General features: G+C 68.9%; 14 protein-coding genes. 8 read left to right on the top strand and 6 right to left on the bottom strand.

All coding sequences use genetic code 11. The annotated features are described in order from the left end of the window. Positions 1 to 43: 43 nt before the first annotated feature. The gene (locus JHL17_RS32485; RefSeq protein WP_200198800.1) at positions 44 to 469 is read right to left on the bottom strand and encodes a tellurite resistance TerB family protein; all 426 of its coding nucleotides are present in this window, start codon (positions 467 to 469) and stop codon (positions 44 to 46) included. A gap of 292 nt (positions 470 to 761) precedes the next feature. On the opposite strand from JHL17_RS32485, the gene JHL17_RS32480 reads away from it, so the two are divergent. After that, the gene (locus JHL17_RS32480; protein WP_200198799.1) at positions 762 to 3,545 is read left to right on the top strand and encodes a response regulator; all 2,784 of its coding nucleotides are present in this window, start codon (positions 762 to 764) and stop codon (positions 3,543 to 3,545) included. 46 nt (positions 3,546 to 3,591) lie between these two features. Here the strand turns inward: JHL17_RS32480 and JHL17_RS32475 are convergent, their stop codons facing one another. The 3 genes from JHL17_RS32475 to JHL17_RS32465 form a co-directional block, all read right to left on the bottom strand. After that, positions 3,592 to 3,957: a hypothetical protein gene (locus JHL17_RS32475; protein WP_200198798.1), complete on the bottom strand. Its 366-nt coding sequence runs from the start codon at positions 3,955 to 3,957 to the stop codon at positions 3,592 to 3,594. 164 nt (positions 3,958 to 4,121) lie between these two features. Beyond that, positions 4,122 to 5,135: an inorganic phosphate transporter gene (locus tag JHL17_RS32470; RefSeq protein WP_200198797.1), complete on the bottom strand. Its 1,014-nt coding sequence runs from the start codon at positions 5,133 to 5,135 to the stop codon at positions 4,122 to 4,124. Positions 5,136 to 5,148: 13 nt separating this feature from the next. Further along, the gene (locus JHL17_RS32465; RefSeq protein ID WP_200198796.1) at positions 5,149 to 5,793 is read right to left on the bottom strand and encodes a DUF47 domain-containing protein; all 645 of its coding nucleotides are present in this window, start codon (positions 5,791 to 5,793) and stop codon (positions 5,149 to 5,151) included. A gap of 278 nt (positions 5,794 to 6,071) precedes the next feature. On the opposite strand from JHL17_RS32465, the gene JHL17_RS32460 reads away from it, so the two are divergent. The 3 genes from JHL17_RS32460 (at position 6,072) to JHL17_RS32450 (ending at position 7,555) form a co-directional block, all read left to right on the top strand. Beyond that, positions 6,072 to 6,599 carry a hypothetical protein gene (locus tag JHL17_RS32460; protein WP_200198795.1) on the top strand — a complete coding sequence of 176 codons (528 nt, stop codon included), beginning with the start codon at positions 6,072 to 6,074 and terminating at the stop codon, positions 6,597 to 6,599. Between the two features lie 323 nt (positions 6,600 to 6,922). Beyond that, entirely contained in the window at positions 6,923 to 7,171 is a 249-nt protein-coding gene (locus tag JHL17_RS32455) for a hypothetical protein (RefSeq protein WP_200198794.1), read from the top strand. Between the two features lie 93 nt (positions 7,172 to 7,264). Continuing rightward, positions 7,265 to 7,555: a hypothetical protein gene (locus JHL17_RS32450; protein ID WP_200198793.1), complete on the top strand. Its 291-nt coding sequence runs from the start codon at positions 7,265 to 7,267 to the stop codon at positions 7,553 to 7,555. Between the two features lie 106 nt (positions 7,556 to 7,661). Here JHL17_RS32450 and JHL17_RS32445 read toward each other — a convergent pair whose 3' ends face one another. Then, complete coding sequence (locus JHL17_RS32445; RefSeq protein WP_200198792.1) at positions 7,662 to 7,913, bottom strand: hypothetical protein; 252 nt, start codon at positions 7,911 to 7,913, stop codon at positions 7,662 to 7,664. Between the two features lie 504 nt (positions 7,914 to 8,417). Between JHL17_RS32445 and JHL17_RS32440 the strand changes: the two genes are divergently transcribed. The 3 genes from JHL17_RS32440 to JHL17_RS32430 all read left to right on the top strand — a co-directional run bounded on the left by JHL17_RS32440 (position 8,418) and on the right by JHL17_RS32430 (position 14,030). After that, positions 8,418 to 11,987 (top strand): NahK/ErcS family hybrid sensor histidine kinase/response regulator, encoded by a 3,570-nt coding sequence (locus tag JHL17_RS32440; RefSeq protein WP_200198791.1) that lies wholly within the window; start codon positions 8,418 to 8,420, stop codon positions 11,985 to 11,987. A 55-nt stretch (positions 11,988 to 12,042) separates the two neighbouring features. Then, on the top strand, positions 12,043 to 12,729 hold the full coding sequence (locus JHL17_RS32435) for a LuxR C-terminal-related transcriptional regulator (protein WP_200198790.1): 687 nt from the start codon (positions 12,043 to 12,045) through the stop codon (positions 12,727 to 12,729). A gap of 101 nt (positions 12,730 to 12,830) precedes the next feature. After that, the gene (locus tag JHL17_RS32430; protein ID WP_200198789.1) at positions 12,831 to 14,030 is read left to right on the top strand and encodes a DNA polymerase IV; all 1,200 of its coding nucleotides are present in this window, start codon (positions 12,831 to 12,833) and stop codon (positions 14,028 to 14,030) included. Between the two features lie 7 nt (positions 14,031 to 14,037). On the opposite strand, the gene JHL17_RS32425 is transcribed toward JHL17_RS32430, so the two are convergent. After that, positions 14,038 to 14,517, bottom strand: coding sequence for an Lrp/AsnC family transcriptional regulator (locus JHL17_RS32425; protein ID WP_200198788.1), 480 nt, complete (start codon positions 14,515 to 14,517; stop codon positions 14,038 to 14,040). A 205-nt stretch (positions 14,518 to 14,722) separates the two neighbouring features. Between JHL17_RS32425 and ald the strand changes: the two genes are divergently transcribed. Then, complete coding sequence (gene ald / locus JHL17_RS32420; RefSeq protein ID WP_200198787.1) at positions 14,723 to 15,844, top strand: alanine dehydrogenase; 1,122 nt, start codon at positions 14,723 to 14,725, stop codon at positions 15,842 to 15,844. The last annotated feature ends 840 nt before the right edge of the window (positions 15,845 to 16,684 follow it).

Genomic DNA, 16,684 nt, shown 5'->3' with positions numbered 1-16,684 from the left:
TCGCCCCCTCCCTTCGCAAAGGCTGGGGAGGGGGCGATCATCCTCAGGCGTCCAGCACGGACCGGCTGTTCTTCGCCGTCAGCGCCTCGAAATAGGGCCGCAACGTCGCGTCGTCGAAGCCGAAGGCCTGCTGGAAGCGGATGATCAGGTCGCGCTCGCCCTGCTCGGCCTCGCCGTCGGCCATGGCGCTGTCGATCATGTTCAGCAGGATGCACAGCCGCTGCTGCTGGTTCAGCTTCGGCGTCACCTCGGCCAGGAAGCTGTCCGGCGGGGTGCCGCGTGCATATTTGAGGCAGCCGTCCAGCTCCTCGCGCGAGGCCCGGCGGCCGAGGACGGAGACGAGATGGCCGACCTCCTCCGGATCGATCTCGCCATCGGATCCCATGCAGTAGACCAGCGACACCACCAGCGCACGCCGCGGATTCATCTCCAGCGGCGCGTTGCCCTTGAACATATCGAACAGCCCCATCCTTCGGCCTCCCTTATGGTTCGGATGCCCGCGCATTTGGGCCCATGGGGAAAGCCGTGCAAGACGGCGCAGGGGTGATTTTTCCACCGGGTCCGGCGAAAGGCCTCGGTCGGCGGCCCCCTCCGCGCCGCCGCCCTTCCGGCGCCATCATCGCTGCGGACGATGCGGGCATCGGGACAAACCCCAAGGGTGCGCTCCGTCGAATACCGCACCGGCCCCAGGGGATTCATGATAGTTTGCCCCCGAAGCGTCGATGGGGCCGCATCGCGCATCGGCACAAAAAGGGGGATGTGTGGGACGCTTCCTACGGGGCGCGCTGGTGGTGGTGGTCGTGCTGGCCGCATTGGCCGGCAACGCCGGCCATAGGATCTATTTCGACTATCGGGACACGCTGCAGCACCGCTTCGCCATGGTCCGGGACATGGCCCGACTTGTCGACGACCATGTCCACCGCACCATCCGCACCGCCGACATCGCGCTCGACCAGACCGCGGGCATGGTGGCGGAGGCCGGCGGTCCCCGGAACGTCCGCGATCTGAAGCATTGGTCCAGGCTGCGCGAATATGCCGCCCAGGTCGATGGCGCGGACGCGATCTGGATCCATGACGCCGACGGACGGACGGTGCTGGAATCGGGCAGCTTCCCCAACCGCATCGCCGGCTTCGCCGATCCGGCCGGACTGGAGTCCCTGCGCGGCGGGATGCGCCTGCACATCGGCGCGGCCCAGCCGGCACGGAACGGCGGCCAGCCGCTGGTCTTCCCGGTCTCCCGTGCCCTGCATGACGACGAGGGGCGGTTCGTCGGGGTGGCATCCGTGTCGATCCGGGTGGACTCCCTGATCGACTTCTACTCCATGCTGGGATTCGCGTTCGATCCGCTGGTCGGCGTCTACCGCCCGAACGGTGAGGTCGTCGCCCGCCGCCCGGCGACCGAGGCCTCGGCCGGACGGTCGGTCGCCACCGGACCGCTGTTCCGGTCCAAGCTGCCCGAGGCGCCGGAAGGACAGTATCTGTCGCCGTCGGTGCTGGACGGGGTGCTGCGCATCGCCGCCTACCGGACGGTCGGCGACTATGGGCTGGTGGTGCTGACCGGCATCGACCGGGACGAGGCGATGGCCGAATGGCGCACCCGCACCCTGCACACGGTGCTGGAGACCGTCGTCGGGCTGCTGGCGATCCTCGGGATGCTGGCTTGGGGCCTGCGCTATCTCGACCGCGAGCGCAAGGCGCAGGTGGCGCTGGCCGAGGCGCGGACCGCCGTGGAGCGGACCAGCGCCGAACGCGACGAGAGCGCCAGGCTTGCCGCCGCCCTCGACCATGCCCGCGACATGGCGGAGGCCGCACGCCGGGCCGCCGAGGCCGCCAACCGCGCCAAGGGCGAGTTCCTGGCCGGGCTGAGCCATGAGCTGCGCACCCCGCTGAACGCGGTGATCGGCTTCGCCGACCTGATCGCCCGCGAGGCGGAGGGGCCGATCGGCACGCCGACCTACCGGCAATATGCCGCCAATGTCCGCGACAGCGGCCAGCATGTGCTGGAACTGATCAATGAGATCCTCGACCATGCGCGCGCCGAAGCCGGGGCGCTGACGATCGAGGAGGGGCCCTGCGACCTGGAGGAGGCCGCCGACTTCGCCGTCCGCATGCTGACCCCGCGGGCCGAACGCGCCGGCGTGCTGCTGGCGGCGGCGGTGGCGCCGGCGGCGCGGCAGCTGCGCGGCGACGACCGCCGCATTCGCCAGATCCTGCTGAACCTGATCGCCAACGGGGTGAAATACACGCCGTCGGGCGGGTCGGTGACGCTGTCGGCCGCCATCGAGGAGGGCCTGCCGGTGATCCGCGTCACCGACACCGGGCTGGGCATCCCGCCCGAGGATGTCGACCGCGTGCTGGAACCCTTCACCCGTGTCGAGACTGCCGCCAACCGCAGGGTGGAGGGCGCCGGACTGGGCCTGCCGCTGACCAAGCGGCTGGTCGAGCTGCATGGCGGCACCCTGGCGCTGCACAGCACGCTGGGTGTCGGCACCACGGTGACGGTGCGCCTGCCCGCCGGACGCCTGCTGCCGGCGGAGCCCGGTTCGGCGGCGCATGCCGCATCGGAGTCGCTGTCGGCGACGACGGACAAGCCGCCCCGGTCCGGCCGAACCGGCGTCGGCGGCGGCGCGGAGGGCGGCCTGATGCTTCAGCCCGCTCCCGCAATGCCCTCTGCCCCCCTCCCGGGATCGACCACGGTGCCGCTGTCGATCCTGCTGGTGGATGACGACCCGACCGTGCGCGACATGGTGGCCGGCTTGCTGCGCGGCTGGGGGCACCGGGTGATCGCGGCGGCCAACGCCAACGAGGCGCTCGTGGTGCTGGACGGACAGGAAAGGCTCGATCTGCTGCTGAGCGACGTCGTCATGCCGCCGGGCATGGACGGCACGGAGCTGGCGCGACAGGCCACCCGCTTGCGTCCCGGCCTGCCCGTGCTGCTGGCTTCGGGCTTCGCCGCCCATGCCGTGGGCATCCCCGCCGCCTTCGGGCCCGACGTGGCGATGATCGCCAAGCCCTTTTCCATCGAGGATCTGCGCCGGCAACTGGTCCGCATCGCCGGACGGCGGGCAGGGTCGGCAGCCCCGACGCCGGCAGCTCCAACGCCGGTTGCCCCGGCATCGGCCATCCCGGCATCGGCCATGCGACCTTCCGGACCGCCGCGCCTGCTGATCGCCGAGGATCTGTCGATCAATCGCGAATTGCTGGCCGCCCTGTTCCGCGACAGCGGCTATGCCATCGATCTGGTGGCCGACGGAGCGGCTGCGGTCCAGGCGGTAGAATCCCGGGACTACGACCTCGTTCTGATGGACGTGCAGATGCCGGGCATGGATGGGCTGGAGGCCAGCCGCGCCATCCGCGCGCTGCCCCCGCCACGGGGGAGCCTGCCGATCCTGGCGCTGACCGCGGGGTCGTCCGATACGGAACGGCGCCAATGTCGCGATGCCGGGATGAACGGGCACATCGGCAAGCCTTACGACCGCGAAACCCTGCTGCGCCAGGTGGCCCGCATCCTGGAGGCCGGACGGAACCGCACCGGCGCAGCCTGAGGGCGGCCGGCAGGGCGGTTCACCCGGGGCCGTCCATCCAGGCCGTTCAGGGCTGCTCGAACACGTGCGGGAAATGGGCGAGGCGGCGGCCGAACAGGCTTTGCGGCGCGGCGTCGCTCATCGCCGGGACCGCCTGCCCCGCCATCTGGGCCGGAGGAATCGCCGGACCGGCCGGCAGCGGCGCGCCTGCCATCTGGGCGGCAGCCATCTGGGTTGCGGACAAGGAAGCGGCCGCGAGGCTGCGCCCCGACGTCGGGCGGGGGCGGCGTTCGGACTTGTCGGGCGGGGCGTAGAAATGCAGGGTCAGCTGGCCGTCGGCTTCCGCCGCATAGGGCAAGCCGGGAGCCGTCCGGCGTTCGGTGCCGGGAAGCACATACTGCTCGCCTTGGTCGGTGCGTTCGATATGCGGCATGACCGGTATCCTGTCTCCACCGGACCGATCCTGCCGTTCCCGCCCTTGCGGGTCAAGGCCGCGCTGCATCACGAAGGCCTTATCCGTCCGCCCCGCCGTTCGCGCCGTGTTCTCTTCCCGATTCGCCGCCCCCGAAGGGCGGCGGGTGGGCTGCGGCGGCGCCGTTACGGGCGCAGCACGCCGGCCACCACCATGTAGGACAGCCAGGCGACGATGCCGGAGGCGGGAATCGTCAGCACCCAGGCCCAGACGATTCGGCCGGCCAGGCCCCAGCGCACCGCCGAGGTGCGGCGGGCGGACCCGACGCCGACGATGGCGCCGGTGATGGTGTGAGTGGTCGACACCGGGATGCCGAGCCAGGTCGCGCCGAACAGGGTGATGGCGCCGGCCGTCTCGGCGCAGAAGCCCTGGTAGGGCTTCAGGTCGGTGATGCGCGAGCCCATGGTGCGGACGATGCGCCAGCCGCCCATCATCGTGCCCAGCCCCATCGCGATCTGGCAGGCGATGATGACCCAGAAGGGAACGTGGAAGCTGTCGCCCAGCATGCCCTGGCTGAACAGCAGCACGGCGATGATGCCCATCGTCTTCTGAGCGTCGTTGCCGCCATGGCCCAGGCTGTACAGCGCCGCCGAGACAAGCTGCCAATGGCGGAACTGCCGGTCCACCGTGAAGGGGGCGGCCCGCCGCAGCGCCCAGGACAGCACCAGCATCAGCAGCAGGGCCAGCAGCAGGCCGATGCCCGGCGACAGCACGATGGCGACCGCGGTCTTGGTGAATCCGCTGGCGATGATGGCGCCGAACCCCGCCTTGGCGATGCCGGCCCCGGCGATGCCGCCGACCAGCGCGTGCGAGGACGAGGACGGCAGCCCGAGCCACCAGGTGATCAGGTTCCAGCCGATGGCGCCGATCAGCGCCGCCAGGATCACCGCCGGATCCATCACCAGCGGATCGACCAAGCCGGTGCCGATGGTGGTGGCGACATGCAGGCCGAAGAACAGGAAGGCGATGAAGTTGAAGAAGGCCGCCCACAGCACCGCCAGCTTGGGCGACAGCACGCGGGTCGACACCACCGTGGCGATGGAGTTCGCCGCGTCGTGCAGGCCGTTGATGAAGTCGAAGGCGAGCGCCACCAGGATGATGACGACGATCGCCGGCAGGCCGAGTTGCAGGGCCTCCATGACCGCGGCCGCCTCAGACCTGATCGAGCGTGATGCCCGCGACCAGGTCGCCGACGTCGTCGCAGCGGTCGGTCACCGCCTCCAGCATCTCGTACAGCTCGCGCCGGCCGAGGAAGGCGATCATGTCCGGCTTCTCCGCGATCAGCGCCTTCAGCGCGTCGCGCAGCACGTCGTCGGCCTCGTCCTCCAGGTCGGACAGCCGGCCGCAGAGATGGTCGATCCGCTCGGCGTTGCGGGCGATCGAGCCCAGCAGCGGCATCAACTCCACTATCACGTCGGCCTGCTGGCGGATCAGGGCGACGGAGCGTCGCATCGACTCGTCGAACACCTCGACCCCATAGAGGCCGGCATGGCGCGGCACCTCGTCCATCAGGTCGATGGCGTCGTCCAGCGCGTTGATCAGCGCCAGGATGTCGGAGCGGTCGAACGGCGTGATGAAGGCGCGGTGCAGGTCGCGCCCGGCATCCTTGGCGATGCGGTCGGCGTCCTTCTCCACCCGCTTCAGCGCGGCGATCTTCTGCGCGCGGTCGTCCGGTCCGGAGTCCATCACCGCTTCCAGCGCAATGGATGCTGCCACGATATGGCGGGCCTGCTCGACGAACTGGTCGACGAAGCGTTCCTCCTTCGGCATCAGCGAACGGAATGCGCGCAGCAGCATGGGACGGTGACTCGCCTGGATTGAGTATGGAACCGGTGAAATTCCGGGCTGCTCTTACCACGCTTCGCGGTGCGGTGCAGCGACGGCATGTCATGTAAAGGTCATGAAACAGTCATTTGGTAGCAAAATCGCCACAGGTCGCGGCACAGGACCGCTTTTCGCCGGCCGAACCGGTTGGGGCAGGGCCCATGGGCAGCTGGGGGTGGAAGCCTATGGAAAGCTTACGGCCGCCTCCCCAATTGACCCGAAAGCCCCCTTCGACCACAGGGTTCTCCAGCATGACGCGCCTGCTCAAGCCCAATTGCCACCTTGCAGCGCCGGCATTCGCCGCCCTGCTGCTGTGTGCCGCACCGCTGCATGCCCAGACGGCGCCGCCGGAGGATCCGGCAGGCCGCTGCAGCCCGACCGTCTCGGCGGCACTCGGCGCCTGGGACACCGGGCTGGCGGCGGCGGAGCGGTTCGGCGACAAGGCCGTTGCGGTGGCACGCGAGAAGGGCCGGGAGTATCTGCTGCCGCTGCTGGGCATCGATCCGAAGACGGCGCCGCCCGACGCCAAAGGCGGCACCACCGACGATGTCGGCCGGGCGCTGGAGGAAAGCCGCGACGATCCCAAGCGCCGCGCCGCCCTCTGCGCCGCCATCACCCGCGCCGCCGACGAGGCGAAATCCTCGGCCGGTGCCGGGCTCGACTCCTTGAGGCGGGCGCTGGACAACTGGCAGCTGACGCCACCCGCCGCCCCATCGCCGACGCCCGCGCCGTCCCCCTCGGCGGAACCGCCGAAGCAGGACGGGCTGATCCGGACCTGAGCGGCGGACGGCGTCTCTCCCCATGTGCAGAAGCACGCTCGGCCCATGTGGAAAAGCGGACTCGGCGCAAGAGGAGATCGCCGAGGACCCCGGTCGGAATCCGCCGCGTCTGCCCCGCGAAACGGTCACGGGCGGAATAATTCTTCCCGACCTATGTTGATGCCGCTATAGGCATGGTTCCCGACGGTCTCGTCGAGGCGCCCGGCTGGATCAAACGTCTAATTGTCACAGCCGAACGTCATAGATACCGTTGTGAAAGCTGGTCCGAAAGCCTAATCTGTTCGTGTCCCCAACCAATTCCCGAGCATGGGAAGGTGCCATCCATGAATCTGCACACTTTGGCCAGCGACATGGTGCAAACCGCTCTGGCCTGCGAAAAGGCGCTCCCCGGTCGGGCGAACGCCGATGACCAAGATCTCGCCCGGCACATCCTGGTCGAACCCGACCACGTCTGGCACGTCTGCGAGACCTACGCCCGCGCCGTGAGCATTCCGGTCGAACAACTCCCGGTCAGCCAGCTCCGCGGCCTCATCAGCGACATCGTCCTGTCGAAGCTTCCCCGTTACGACTGAGTTTCTCGATCCCAAGGGCCGGCGCCGTATCCGGCCGATGGCCGGAACGATCCGGGTTTTACAATCCCGCACTCCAAGTTCCGTGGTGCCACCATGGCGATCGAGCTTCATTCCTTTACCGTAACGCTGGCCGCCGCCGATGCGACAGGCTGCGCCAGCGCCGCCGAACACCGCGCCCGCATCTGGAAGGCCGTGTCCGAACTGTCGGCCGCCGTCCGCAATGCCGGCATGGCGACCGAGGCCCGTTTGCGCGGCCAGGACCGCCAGGGCCATGTCCTGGTCGAGGCGACCGACACCGGCGCCGCCTTCCTGCGCGGCCTCCCCGTCATCGTCCGCGTCGACGACGCGCGCATGAACGGCGGCCGCGTCCAGCTTCGTCACTGACGGGACGGCGGGCTCCGTACCGCCTGAAAAACGAAGGCCCGCCGCTCCGATCAGGGGCGGCGGCCCTTCTCGTATTCTGCGCCGTGTTCAGCGCGCGCGGTGGCGGTCAGCGCGCGCGGTGGCGCAAGGGCCGGACGTTGCTTTCGGTCTCGACCTCTTCATCCGTCGGGCGGACCTTCTTCAGCTGGACGATGAAACGTTCGGCACCGTTCTCCATCACGGCAATGCCGGTCAGGCCATGCGCCCAGTCACAGGGGACGACGTGGATTTCCTTGATGGTGGCGGTACCGGCCGCAAGCTCCGCACGGTCCAGGACCACGTCCCCGACCCGGAACCCCAAATAGGCGTCGATCAGCATTCTCTTGGGCGTCCGTCTTCCGTTTCAGCCACGCACCGGGACCGGCATTGACGGCCGGGCTCCCTCACGATGGACCATCTTGCCATAGATTGGGCCGTTCGCGACGCTTTCCCAGCGATGACGACGCAGTAAACCGACAGGGCCCCCCGAATGTCCCATGTCCCGCAGCGCGGGATGCGCAGCGCCGAAGCGGCCGACCCGCATGAGGGGAGAGACGGAAACGGCCGCTTCGGCGGTCTCCGGACCCGGTGTGGACGCCGCAGGGCCGGAGCGGGAACCCCGACCGTCGCACCGGCGGCGGCCGGAAGAGTGGCGCAGGGCAGGCACAGAATAGTTCGTGGAGTTAGCCATATGTGGCCCTACCTTCGTTCAATGATGCATGATTTTTAGGCAGCTTCGAGTCCCCCCGTTGTTGGCGGCCGGAGCCTTGGGGTACGGTCGCTTGAATGCCCCTTCCCACTCCGGGAGAAGGAGGTTTCTCCCGCCCAAAGAGGTCCGTCGGTCGTGCAGAGTTGGCTGGTGCTGGCCGTTTCGGCGGCCTATCTGGGGGTGCTGTTCGCCATCGCCTGGTGGGGCGACCGGCGCACCGCCGGGGGTGCGCTGCTGTCGGCCTCGCCCCGGGCGACCGGCATCCTCTATGCGCTGACGCTCTGCATCTACAACACCAGCTGGAGCTTCTACGGTTCGGTCGGACGGGCGTCGGCCAGCGGATTCGACTTCCTGCCGATCTATCTGGCGCCGATGATCCTGCTGCTGGTGGCAAGGCCGGTGCTGACCAAGACCATCGCCATCACCAAGGCGCAGAACGTCACCTCCATCGCCGACTTCATCGGCGCCCGCTACGGCAAGAGCCAGGCGGTGGCGGCGCTGGTGACGCTGACGGCGCTGGTCGGGGTGCTGCCCTACATCGCGCTCCAGCTGAAGGCGGTGGCCGCCAGCTTCGACGTGCTCACCTCCCCCTCGCTGGCGGCGCCCGCCACCCTGCCTCCGCCGGTCTGGGGCGACACCGCCTTCGCGGTGGCGCTGTCGATGGCGGTCTTCACCATCCTGTTCGGCGTCCGCCACATCAACGCCAGCGAGCACCACCGCGGCCTGATGCTGGCCATCGCCTTCGAGAGCCTGGTAAAACTAACCGTCTTCCTGGCGGTGGCGGCCTTCATCGTCTGGGGCATGTTCGACGGCTACGCCGACCTGATCACCCGGCCGCAGGCGGAACCGCTGCTGTCGCCCGACTTCACCGACGCGACCTGGTGGTCGAACACGGCGATCTCGATCATCGCCTTCCTCTGCCTGCCGCAGATGTACCATGTGATGACGGTGGAGAACGACAGCCCCCGCCATCTGCGCGCCGCCGCCTGGATGTACCCGACCTACCTTCTGGCGCTCAGCGCGCTGATGATCCCCATCGCGGTGGCCGGCCTTGTCACCTTCGAGGACGGCATCAACCCCGACACCTTCATGATCACCCTGCCCATCGCGGCGGGGGCCGGCGGCTTCAGCCTGCTGTCCTTCATCGGCGGCCTGTCGGCGGCGACCGGCATGGTCATCGTCGCGGCGGTGTCGCTCAGCACCATGCTGTGCAACGACGTGGTGATGCCGCTGCTGCTCAGGCGCAAGCACTTCGCCGCCCGCGTCGGCCGGCGCGACATGGTCGGCACCCTGCTGCTGGTGCGGCGGCTCTCGGTGCTGGGCATCCTGCTGCTGGCCTACGTCATGCACCGGCTGGTCGACCATGACTACCCGCTGACCGTCATCGGCCTGCTCTCCTTCGTCGCGGTGGCGCAGTTCGGACCGGCCTTCTTCGGCGGGCTGTACTGGCCGCGGGCCAACCGGGTGGGGGCGCTGGCGGGCCTGGGCGCCGGGTTCCTGCTGTGGGTCTACACGCTGCTGGTGCCATCGATGGCGCGCATCGTGCCGGTGCCCGACGCCTTCCTCGATCTCGGCCCCTGGGGCATCGGCTGGCTGCGCCCGCAGGCGCTGTTCGGGATCGAGGGGCTGGACCCCATCTCCCACGCCAGCCTGTGGAGCCTGCTGGCCAACCTGATCGCCTTCGTCGCCGGCTCCCTGCTGGCCCGCCCCAGCGCGGTGGAGCGCACCCAGGCCGTCTCCTACACCACCGCCACCGCCGAGGAAGAGGACGAGGACGCCCCCCACGCCCCCGCCAGGCTGGCCGATCTGCGCGCACTGGCCATCCGCTTCGTCGGGGCGGAGCGCGGCAACGCCGCCTTCGACGCTTATGCCGCCGGCCGCAAGGGCGAGGCCGGACCAGCCGATCTCGACGCCGTCCGCTTCACGGAAACGCTGATCGCCGGCGCCATCGGCGCGGCATCGGCGCGCGTGGTGATGGCGGCGTCGCTCCAGGGCCGCTCGGCCAACGGCCGCTCGCTGTCGCGCGGCGACGCCATGGCGATGCTGGACGAGGCCTCGGAAGCATTGCACTTCAACCGCAAGCTGCTGCAGGCGACGCTGGAGAATGTCGGCCAGGGCATCTGCGTGATCGACGCCGACCACCGCATCGCCGCCTGGAACCACCGCTATCTGGAACTGCTCGACCTGCCGGCGGATATGGTGCGGGTCGGCGTACCCTTCGCCGACCTGATCCGCTTCAACACCGAGCGCGGCGAATACAGCGCCCACGACATGAAGGCGCTGCTGACCAACCGCGACACCGCGAATCTGCAATGGCCCTACAGGTACGAACGGCGCCGTCCCGACGGCACGGTGCTGGAGATCCTCGCCAATCCGCTGCCGGAAGGCGGCTACGTCTCGACCTACACCGACGTCACCGAGCGCTACCGCGCCGCCGAGGCTCTGCGCGAAGCCAACGAAAGCCTGGAGCATCGCGTGCGGGAGCGCACCGACGCCCTCCAGCAGGCGAAGGCGGAGGCCGAGGCGGCCAACGCCAGCAAGACACGCTTCCTCGCCGCCGCCAGCCACGACCTGCTGCAGCCGCTGAACGCCGCCCGCCTGTTCGTCTCGGCGCTGGAGGAGAGCGTGCGCGGGCCTTTGCCCACGCCCGGCCAGCGGACGGCCGAATGCGGCATGATCGACAACGCCGCCGCCTCCCTGCGTTCCACCGAGATGCTGCTGGGCGGGCTGCTCGACATCTCCTCGCTCGATGCCGGCAATGTCCGGGTGCAGGTGCGCAGCTTCGCCATCGACGAGCTGCTGGGCGGGCTGGGGGTGGAATTCTCCGCCCTGGCCCAGGAACGCGGACTGACGCTGAAGGTGGTCGGCTGCAGTGCCGTCGTGCGGTCGGATCCGCAGCTTCTGCGCCGTATCCTGCAGAACTTCCTGTCCAACGCCGTCCGCTACACCCCCGAGGGGCGGATTCTCCTCGGCTGCCGCCGCCGCGACGCCGGTCATGGCGATCCCATGGGAGGAGACCGGCTGCGCATCGAGGTGTGGGACACCGGACCCGGCATCCCCGAGACCAAGCGTCGCGAGGTGTTCGAGGAGTTCCGCCGGCTGGGTGGCGAGAATGGCGGCGGCAATCCCGCGGATAAGGGCCTCGGCCTCGGCCTCGCCATCGTCGACCGCATCGCCCGGCTGCTCGGCCATCCCGTCACCCTGCGCTCCACCGTCGGGCGCGGCACCGGATTCGCGGTGGAGGTGCCGATGGAGCAGGCGCGTGCCGCCCCGGTCGACCGCCCGGTTTCCACCCCCGCCGCCCTGTCCGCCGGGCTGCTGGTCCTGTGCATCGACAACGAGGAACCGATCCTGGCGGGCCTGCGCGCCCTGCTCGGCCAATGGGGCTGCCGGGTGGCGACGGCGTCGGACGTGGCCGGCGCGCTGGCGGCGATGGCCCCCTTCGACGGGACGCTCCCCGACGTGGTCTGTGTCGATTATCACGTCGGCAACGGGCAGACGGGACTTGCGGTTCTGGAGCGGTTGCGGGAATTGTGGGACCGTCCGGTCAAGGGGCTGCTGCTGACCGCCGACCGCTCCGAAGCGGTGCGGGCCGAGGCGGAGCGTTGCGGCTGCGGCGTGCTCTACAAACCGGTGAAGCCGGCGTCGCTGCGCCGCTTCCTGAACGGGGCGGCGCTGCAAACCGCCGCCGTGACCGAGCGTTGAAGCCGGAACCGGACAAAAGCCGGGCGGCCGTGAATTGGGGGGAGTTGCGGAAGCCATGGGCGAAGACAGCGCAGCAGGCGCATCGACACCGGCTGGAAGAACGACAATCGTCATCGGCGACGACCATCCGCTGGTCCAGGCGGCGCTGCGCGACGCGCTGGGCAAGGCGATGCCGGAGGTGCGGGTGATCGAATGCCCGGACCTCGACTCGGTGATGACCGCAGTGGGGCCGCGGCCGGACGAGATCGACCTCGTCCTGCTCGACCTCAACATGCCCGGCACCCACGGCTTTGCCGGCCTGTTCCTGATGCTGGCCCACCACCCGACCGTTCCGGTCGCCATCCTGTCGGCCTTGCAGGATTCCGACACCATCCGCCGGGCGCTGGCCTATGGCGCCTCGGGCTACATCCCGAAATCGCTGTCGATGCCGGCGATGGCGGCTGCCATCCGCGCCATCCTGTCGGGCGAGACCTGGGCGCCGCCGCTGTCGGCCGGCTCGCCGGAGGCCGACGAGGCGGACTCCGCCCGGCGTTTCGCCTCTCTCTCGCCGCAGCAGCTGCGCATCCTGACGATGATCGTCGACGGCAAGCTGAACAAGCAGATCGCCGGAGAACTGAGCGTGTCGGAGCAGACGGTGAAGGTCCACGTCTCCAGCATCCTGCGCAAGCTGAACGTGGTCAGCCGCACCCAGGCCGCCGTGGTCGCCGGCCGGCTGGCGGTGGGGGGCGACGTGCTGCGGTGATGTCCGCCGCCCCCGCTTCGATCCGCCGAACCTGCCGCCCGTTCTTCCTTTGTACGCATAAGCTGGCGGTTCGGACGCGCCTTTGCTAAGCTGGCGCCATCATGACCGCGCCCCAAGACAGTGCGCAGCACAGCGTCTGCCGCGACTGCGCCGCCGCCCTGCCCGGTGTAGGTCCGGGCGAGATGACGCGCTGTCCGAAATGCGGCAGCCGGCGGCTGTTCCGCCATGCGGAACTGCACGGCCTGCCGATCGGCCACATCGACTGCGACAGCTTCTACGCCACGGTGGAGAAACGCGACCGGCCGGAGCTGGCGAGCCGGCCGGTGATCGTCGGCGGCGACGACCATCGCGGGGTGGTGGCCGCCTGCTGCTATGTCGCGCGGATATCGGGCGTGCGTTCGGCCATGACGATCCGGGAGGCGCTGGACCGCTGCCCCGACGCCACCATCATCCGTCCGAACATCGCCAAATATAAGGAAGTCGGCCATCAGGCCCGCGCGATCATGGAGGCCTTCACCCCCCTGGTCGAGCCGATCAGCATCGACGAGGCCTATCTCGACCTCGCCGGCGTCGAGGACCGCCTCAGCATCAGCCCGGCCCAGGCGCTGGTGGAGATCGTCCGCCGCTTCGAACGGGAACTGCGGATCACCGCGTCCATCGGGCTCAGCTACAACAAGCTGCTGGCCAAGATCGCGTCGGACCTCGACAAGCCGCGCGGTTTCTCCGTGATCGGCCGGGCGGAGGCCGCCGCCTTCCTGGCTCCCAAGCGGGTCACCATCCTGTGGGGCGTCGGCCCGGCCCTGGAGCGCAAGCTGTTCACCGACGGCATCACCCGCGTCGGCGACCTGCAGGGCAAGGACGAGCATTGGCTGGTCAAGCGCTACGGCGCCATGGGCCGGGTGCTGTACAACTATGCCCGCGGCGAGGATCCCCGCCGGGTCCATCCCGAGTCGCCGAGCAAGAGCATCTCATCGGAGGAGACCTTCGACTGGGACGTCACCACCCTGCCCGCCCTGGCGCAGGAACTGCGCCCGCTGGCCGACAAGGTTTCCCGGCGGCTGGAACGCGAGAAGCTGCTGGGCCGCAGCGTGGTGCTGAAGCTGAAGACCAAGGATTTCCAGCAGCTCACCCGCTCCCGCCGGGTGGAGCCGACCCGCTCGGCCGACGCCATCCTGGCCGCCGGCATGGCCCTGCTGGAGCGCGAGGTGGACGGCCGCGCCTTCCGCCTGATCGGCATCGGCTGCACCGACCTGACCCACCCGGAAACCGCGCCGGATCCGGAGCTGGACCTGTTCGGGTGAGCGGGGCTCAGCCGGCGGAGTCCTCCAGTGCCGGCAAGCTGCCAGGGCGCACGACGCTGCGGATGGCGAAACTCGACTGGATGCGAACCACGCCCGGCAGGCGCGACAGCGAATCCTTGTAGATTCGGTCGTAGTCGGCGGGGTCCCGCGCCACCACCCGCAACAGGTAATCGGAACTGCCGGACAGCAGATAGCATTCCCGCACCTCCGGACAGCGGCGGACGGCGGCGTCGAAGCGGCGCAGATACTCGTCGGTCTGCCGCTCCAGGGTGATCTGCACGATGACCGTGACCGACCGATCCTCGTCCGCCGTCTCGATGATGGCGGTATAGCCGCGGATCACGCCGGAATGCTCCAGCATGTGCAGGCGGCGCAGGCAGGCCGACGGCGACAGCCCGACCTCCGTCGCCAGCTTGGCGTTGCTCATCCGGCCGTCCTTGCGGAGAAGGCGCAGGATCTTGTGGTCCAGGGCGTCCAGGGCGTGCATGCAATTTTATTCGAAGACGTGGTGGATCATGCGAAAGCTCCACCACACTATGGGAGATTCATGCAAGGCTTTGCAGAGATTCACCCGCTCCGCCGGCCGTATAGTGACATCACTGAGACAATCCGCCTAGCTGATGGTTTCTTAGGATACCAGTTGGTTTCCGCCGGATTGGCTGGAGCGGGAGTTCGGATCGGGGAGATCTCGCATGGTCACGCGCATCGGCGTTCCCAAGGAAATCAAGAACCACGAATACCGGGTCGGCCTGACGCCGGCATCGGTCCGCGAACTGGCGGCGGACGGGCATGCCCTGCTGGTGCAGAGCGGCGCCGGTGCCGAGATCGGCTTTTCCGACGAAGCCTACCGGACGGCGGGGGCCGAGATCGCCGGCAGCGCCGAGGAGGTCTTCGCGAAGGCCGAGCTTATCGTGAAGGTCAAGGAACCGCAGCCGGCGGAATGTCGCAGGCTGCGCCCCGACCAGGTGCTGTTCACCTACCTGCATCTCGCCCCCGATCCCGAACAGGCCCGGCTGCTGATGGACAGCGGCTGCACCGCGATCGCCTACGAGACGGTGACCGACCGCGCCGGGCGCCTGCCGCTGCTGGCGCCAATGTCGGAGATCGCCGGCCGCATGGCGATCCAGGTCGGCGCCGTCGCCCTGCAGAAGAGCAACGGCGGCTCCGGCATCCTGCTGGGCGGCGTGCCCGGCGTGCTGCCCGGCCGGGTGCTGGTCATCGGCGGCGGGGTGGTCGGCGCCAACGCCGCCCGCATGGCGATGGGTCTGGGCGCCGACGTCACCATCGCCGACCGCTCCATGCCCCGGCTGGCCCAGCTCGACGACCTGTTCGGGCCGCGGCTGAAGACCGTCTATGCCTCGGCCGACACGCTCGACCGGCTGGTCGCCGACTCCGATCTGGTGATCGGCGCCGTGCTCGTGCCAGGCGCCGCGGCGCCGAAGCTGGTGCGCCGCGACCAGCTGGCCGGCATGCGCCGCGGCTCGGTTCTGGTCGACGTCGCCATCGACCAGGGCGGCTGCTTCGAGACCAGCCACGCCACCACCCATTCCGACCCGACCTATGTGGTGGACGGCGTCGTCCATTACTGCGTCGCCAACATGCCGGGCGCGGTCGCCCGCACCAGCACAGAGGCGCTGAACCACGCCACCCTGCCCTTCGTCCAGGCACTGGCCGGCAAGGGGTGGAAACGGGCGCTGGCCGAGGATCCGCACCTGCTCGCCGGGCTGAACGTCCATGCCGGACACTTGACCTACGAGGCGGTGGCCGACGCGCTGGGCCAGCCCTTCACCGACCCGCGAAACCTCGTCCGCTGAAGATGTGAACAGCTTTTGACAAAGGACTGAACGAAATTTTCCCGGACTGGTCTTCCTGGAAATTTCGTTCTGATTTCGACGAAGAGCGCACGAGGAATGTTGTTTTTTTTGTCTGCCGGAAAGAGAGTGTTGCGTCCACGGATCAAGTTGCTTTACCTGTCTGTGGCAAGAAAAAGGGTTGCATCCGCCACCGGCACCAAAGTGCCGGGGTGTGAAGCCAAGAACAGAATAGAACAGGGCAAGGCTCGGCGTTCGTCGCCGACTGAACCGGGCTGGACGATCTTTCCGTCCGATCCGGCTGATTCACACCATGGTCGCCCGGCAGCGATGCCGGTGGGGGCGCCACGGCGGCAAGCCGTGCTGCGCAAAGGGGAGCTGTTGGCTATGGTCGAAAAACGGAACGACGCCCGGGCGCGGAAGCGCGCTCCCGCGACTTCGTTGCGTGCATGGATGACGGTCGGCCCCTTTCCAGGCCGCCGGATGAGCCCGGCCCTCCGCATGCCAGCCCGCGAGGGTCCCCTATAGCGACTTTTCTGGTCCGCCTTTGACCGAAGCCCCGCCGGATCCCGCATCCGGCGGGGCTTCGGCAAGAACCGGGTGCGGCGGCTGGGTTCCAAGCGTCCCCTGCCTCGGTCCTGGATGTTCTCCCCCGTTCATCCGGATCGGAACTCCGCCGCCGCACACGGCTCAAACCAAAATTCGCACACTTGCCTGTTCGGCATCCGCCCGTTCGGTGATCTGGGAGAGTGGGAGAAGCCTGCCTGATGGAATATTTCATACAGCAATTGATCAACGGCTTGTCGCTCGGTGCGATCTACGGCCTGATCGCGATCGGCTACA

The organism is Azospirillum endophyticum (genome assembly GCF_016595245.1).
In the GTDB taxonomy this organism is placed as follows: domain Bacteria; phylum Pseudomonadota; class Alphaproteobacteria; order Azospirillales; family Azospirillaceae; genus Azospirillum; species Azospirillum endophyticum.
This window is presented reverse-complemented; position numbering and strand designations above follow the sequence as displayed.